This is a genomic window from Promicromonospora kroppenstedtii DSM 19349 (assembly GCF_000515355.1).
Taxonomy (GTDB): Bacteria; Actinomycetota; Actinomycetes; order Actinomycetales; family Cellulomonadaceae; genus Promicromonospora; species Promicromonospora kroppenstedtii.
In genome coordinates this window covers 17,057-22,284 of record NZ_KI911565.1, presented here as the reverse complement: position 1 = coordinate 22,284, position 5,228 = coordinate 17,057, and the positions used below count along the sequence as shown (strand labels likewise).

Annotated in this window: 6 protein-coding genes and 1 riboswitch; all 6 genes read left to right on the top strand. The window is 69.7% G+C overall.

Annotation, left to right across the window (positions count from 1 at the left end; genetic code table 11):
* A partial coding sequence (locus tag PROKR_RS00155) for a metallophosphoesterase family protein (RefSeq protein ID WP_036958695.1) occupies nt 1–1,088 on the top strand: 1,088 nt, incomplete at its 5' end.
* A 9-nt stretch (nt 1,089–1,097) separates the two neighbouring features.
* A complete protein-coding gene (locus PROKR_RS00150; protein WP_020013596.1) occupies nt 1,098–1,316 on the top strand; it encodes a hypothetical protein in 219 nt (72 codons plus the stop codon).
* 254 nt (nt 1,317–1,570) lie between these two features.
* Nucleotides 1,571–2,815, top strand: coding sequence for an extracellular solute-binding protein (locus PROKR_RS00145; RefSeq protein WP_036958693.1), 1,245 nt, complete (start codon nt 1,571–1,573; stop codon nt 2,813–2,815).
* A gap of 73 nt (nt 2,816–2,888) precedes the next feature.
* Nucleotides 2,889–3,764, top strand: a complete 876-nt coding sequence (locus PROKR_RS00140) for a carbohydrate ABC transporter permease (protein WP_200835891.1) — start codon at nt 2,889–2,891, stop codon at nt 3,762–3,764.
* Entirely contained in the window at nt 3,764–4,687 is a 924-nt protein-coding gene (locus PROKR_RS00135) for a carbohydrate ABC transporter permease (RefSeq protein ID WP_211239977.1), read from the top strand. Before PROKR_RS00140 ends, PROKR_RS00135 begins: the two co-directional genes overlap by 1 nt.
* A gap of 94 nt (nt 4,688–4,781) precedes the next feature.
* A riboswitch (SAM riboswitch) is annotated at nt 4,782–4,898 on the top strand.
* 4 nt (nt 4,899–4,902) lie between these two features.
* A partial coding sequence (locus PROKR_RS00130; RefSeq protein WP_036958777.1) for a methylenetetrahydrofolate reductase occupies nt 4,903–5,228 on the top strand: 326 nt, incomplete at its 3' end.

Genomic DNA, 5,228 nt, shown 5'->3' with positions numbered 1-5,228 from the left:
ACGCCCAGTTCGTCGCGCGCGACCCGGAGTCGGGTGCGGTGGCGGGGGCCCGGTCCGCGCTCCGCGAGATCGTGGCCGACGACCCTGACCTGCTGGTCATCAACGGTGACCTGGTGGACGAGGCCGCGCCCGAGGACTTCGACCTGGCGCGGCGCGTGCTGACGGAGGAGCTCGCCGACGCGGACTTCCCCTGGTACTACCTGCCGGGCAATCACGAGGTGATGGGCGGCTCGATCGCGAACTTCGAGGAGGAGTTCGGCGAGCGCACCCGCGTGCTGGACGTCCCGACGCCGGGCCGGGCCGGCGGCACCACGCGCCTGGTCATGCTCGACTCGTCGGCCGGCCGTCTGGGCGCCGACTTCGCCCAGGTCCAGATGCTGCGCGAGGCGCTCGACGACGCCGCGACCGACCGTGCCGTCACCGGCGTCGTGGTGTTCGCGCACCACCCGCTCGACGACCCGCTGCCGACCAAGGCCAGCCGGCTCACCGACCGGCTGGAGGCCGACACGCTGCGCGGCTGGTTCGAGGACTTCGAGGAGAGGTCCGGCAAGTCGGTCGCGTCGGTGGGGTCCCACGTGGGCGTCTTCCACGCGAGCACGCAGGACGGCGTGCCGTACCTGGTCAACGGCAACTCCGGGAAGAGCCCGGCGAGCACGCCGGCCGACGGCGGGTTCACGGGGTGGTCGATGCTGGGGGTGCGTCCGGCGTCGGGCAAGACGTCGGGTCCCGGCCACCGGCCCGCTGACCCGTGGCTCACCTGGGAGGTCAACACGCGCGCCGAGCAGGTCACGCTCTCCGGGCCGGAGTCGCTGCGAGTGGGCGGCTCCGCGCCGGTGAGCGCCGTCGTCGTGCAGGACGGGTCCCGCGAGGTGCCCGTGGCGTGGCCGGTCTCCGCGAGCTGGGGCGGTCCCGGCGTGTGCGTGACCGACGAGCAGGGCCGTGCCGCCGTGCGGGAGTGCTCCCGCCGCGCGGTGCTCGCGCTCGACCCCGCAACCCACGAGTTGACCGCCCTGCGCCCAGGGCGCGCCACGGTGACCGTCACGGTCAACGGGACGCGCGGCGAGCTCATGGTCACGACGAGCCGGTAGATTTACCTCATGAGCAACTTCGAGGTGGCCCGCAGGCAGAAGCAGGAGCCCACGGCGGCGCTGGTGGTTCGCTTCATCGTGTGCTTCGCCCTGTTCCTGGGCGGGTTCGCGCTGATGGCCGTCGGCTCGATCGGTGACGCTGCGTCGTCGCCCTACCTGTTCGTCGGCGGCATCCTCGCCGTCGGCCTGTCGTTCGGCCTGCCGATGATCGGCGCCACCGAGCGATAGAAGCACGTGCGGCGCCCGCCCGGTCCCGACCGGGCGGGCGCCGCCACATCTCCGTACCCACGACGGCGGCCCTGGGGCCTGCCGGAACAGGGCCGCAGCCGCGCGCTGCGGCCCTTTCTGCTGCCGCCGCGCCGAGCGGCCGAACCCGCGCGACACGCCGCGTCACCCGTTTGTCACAGGTTTGTTAGAACCATTGACAGATTATGACCCAAGTGAAAACGTGACCTGCACCACCACGAAGGAGAGGGACGGCAATGGCGCAGTACAAGAGGCTCGGCGGGATCATGGCGATCACGCTCGCCGCGACGACCGGACTGACGGCCTGCGGGTTCGGCGGGTCCACCGGGGAGGCGACCGGTGACGGCACGACTCTCGACCTGCTCGTCCCCAGCTACTCCGACGCCACCCAGGGGAACTGGGACGACGTGATCGCCGGGTTCGAGGAGGAGAACCCCGACATCGACGTGAACCTCCAGGTCGAGTCATGGGACAACCTCGAGTCCGTCATCGCCACCAAGATCCAGGGCGGCGACGCACCCGACATCTACAACGGCGGCCCCTTCGCCGGCTTCGCCGAGGACGAGCTGCTGTACCCGGTCGAGGACGTCACCTCCGACGAGACCTACGCCGACTTCCAGCCGACGTTCCTGGAGAACGCCCAGGTGGGCGGCACCACCTACGGCCTGCCGTTCATCGCGTCGGCCCGTGCGCTGTTCGTCAACGACGCGCTCCTGGAGGAGGCCGGTGCCGAGGTGCCCGCCACCTGGGACGAGCTGCTCGAGTCGGCCAAGAAGGTCTCCGACCTCGGCGGCGGCGTGGCCGGCTACGGCATGCCGCTTGGTTCGGAGGAGGCGCAGGCCGAGGCAGCGGTGTGGCTGTGGGGCGGCGGCGGCAGCTTCGGCGACGCCGAGTCCATCACGATCGACACCCCGGAGAACCTCGCGGGCGCCGAGTTCGTCAAGAAGATGATCGACGAGGGCGCCACGCAGGCCGACGCCGGCGCGACGGACCGCAGCCCGCTGTTCGACATCTTCGTGCAGGGCAAGGTCGGCATGCAGGTCGGCCTGCCGCCGAGCGTCGGGCAGATCGAGTCCGACAACCCCGACCTGGAGTACTCCATCCACCCGATCCCCACCGAGGACGGCTCGCCGTTCACGCTGGGCGTCGCGGACCACCTGATGGCGTTCCAGAACGACGGCGACAAGCAGGAGGCCATCACCGCCTTCTTCGACTACTTCTACTCCGCCGACGTGTACGTGCCGTGGGTCCAGGCCGAGGGCTTCCTGCCCACCACCCTGTCGGGCTCGGAGCAGCTCGCCGACGAGGAGGCCCTGGCGCCGTTCCTCGAGGTGCTGCCGGACGCGCAGTTCTACCCGAGCACCAACCCGGACTGGCAGGCCGCCGACTCCGCGTTCAAGGCGCTCTTCGGCCAGCTGGACGGCAAGAAGTCCGCCCAGGACGTCCTGACGGAGATCCAGGAGCAGGTCGACGCGGGCTGATGCCCGCACCGACCGCCGTGCCCGGCACGGCCTGCCACGAACGACGCCGAACGGAAAGCAACAGGGGAAACCGGTGAAGGACCTTGCCAAGGCCCTGCCGTGGATCGGGCCCGCGGTCGCACTCATTGCGGCCGTGGTCCTGTTCCCGGTAGGCCTGATGTTCTGGAACTCGACGCGCGACATCAGCCAGAGCGGCGTGGACGACGGGGGAGTGGGCCTCGCGAACTTCGCGACGGTCATCGGCTTCCAGTACTTCTGGCCGATCCTCGGGCGCACCGTCGTGTGGGTCGTGGTGGTCGTCGGCTGCACCCTCATCGGGTCGCTGGCCCTGGCAGCGCTGCTGAACAAGGCGTTCCCGGGCCGGCGCCTGGTGCGGATGGCCGTCATCGTGCCGTGGGCCTCGAGCGTGGTCATGACCACGCTGGTGGTGCACTACGGGCTGGAGCCGTACTTCGGCATCATCAACTCGTTCCTCGTGGACGTGGGCCTGATCAGCACGCCGGAGGGCTACGGCTGGACGCGGCACCCGGGTACCGCGTTCGCGTGGGCGATGGCGGTGGCCGTCTTCGTGTCGCTGCCGTTCACCACGTACACGATCCTTGCCGGCCTGCAGACGGTTCCCGGCGAGACCGTCGAGGCCGCACGCATCGACGGCGCGAGCGGCCCGCGCACCTACTTCAGCGTGGTGCTGCCGCAGCTGCGGGGCGCCATCTCGGTGGCGGTGCTGATCAACATCATCAACGTGTTCAACTCGCTGCCGATCCTGCGCGTCATGACGGGGTCCATCCCGGGGTACGACGCCGACACCGTCATGACGATGATCTTCAAGTACATGCAGAACCAGCGGCAGATCGACCTGGCCAGCGCGCTGTCCGTCATCGCGTTCCTGGTGGTCATCGTCATCGTCGCCGTCTACGTGCGGGTCGTCCGCCCCCTGGAGGAGGTCTGATGACCGCGATCACCGATTCGGGGACCACCCCGCGCAAGGCGACCCGGCCGCCGTCGGACAGCCGGCAGAGGGTACGGAAGTATACGAGCGACCAGGTGCCGCTCGGGTCCCTGCTGCTGCGGCTGCTGGCCGGGCTCGTGGTGCTGGTGGTGTTCCTGCTGCCGTACCTGATCATGTTCTTCGGCTCGGTGAAGACCAAGGCCGAGATCAGGTCGGTCGACCCCACCTACTTCCCCACCGAGTGGCACTGGGACAACTACGTCACCATGTGGTCCACGCCCGAGACACCGCTGGCGCAGAACCTGATCTCCACCCTGGTGATCTCGCTGTGCGCCACCCTGCTCGTGCTCGCCGTGGCGCTGCCGGCGTCCTATTACACGGCACGGTTCCGGTTCCCGGGGCGGCTGTTCTTCCTGTTCCTCGTGATCGTGACCCAGATGGTGCAGCCCGCGGTGCTCACCTCGGGCCTGTTCCGCCAGTTCATCGCCCTCGGGATCCTCGACACGTGGGCCGCGATGATCCTGGTCAACGCGGCGTTCAACCTGTCGTTCGCGGTCTGGATCATGCACAGCTTCTTCGCCGGCATCCCCAAGGAGGTCGACGAGGCGGCGCAGCTCGACGGCGCAGGAACCTTCGCCGTGCTGACCAAGATCAACCTGCCGCTGGTCTGGCCGGGCATCGTCACGGCGGTCGTGTTCACGTTCGTCGCCTCCTGGAACGAGTTCGCGGCGTCGCTCGTGCTGCTGACGACGGCGGGCAACCAGCCGCTGTCCGTGGCGCTCACCAAGTTCGTGGGCCAGTACGAGACGTCCTGGCACTACGTGTTCGGGGTGTCCGTGGTGGCGATCGTGCCCGTGGTGATCCTGTTCATGATCATCGAGAAGCGCCTGGTGGGCGGCCTGGTGGCCGGTTCCGTGAAGTAGTGGGACGGCCCGGTCCACGCTCCGTGGACCGGGCCGTCTCGACCGCCGGACGAATTCTGTCCCAGTGCTGGACGGTCGCTTAGCATGGTGGCGAACCCCATCCAGAGCGGTCGAGAGTCCTGGCTCCCTGACACCGCAGCAACCTGCCGACCTGGTACCGCGTCGCCGCGGAGCCAAGAAGGCAAGGTGCTCACGCCAGGTTCGATGGAGCAGCCATGGTCGCCGAGCCGCACCCACACCGTCCCACCGTGTCGTTCGAGCTGATGCCTCCGCGTCGGCCGGACGCCGCGCCCAACTTCTGGGAGACGGCGCAGCGGCTCGTGGCGGCCCGTCCGGACTTCGTGTCCGTGACCTACGGCGCGGCCGGCGGCGACCGGGCCACCGCGCGCGAGGTGCTCGCGACGCTGCTGCGGGGCACGCCCGTGCTCCCGGTGGCCCACCTGACCTGCGTGGGCGCGTCCCGGGAGGACGTGTCCGAGGTGATCGAGGAGTTCCTCGAGGCCGGCGTCCGGTCCTTCCTGGCCCTGCGCGGCGACCCGCC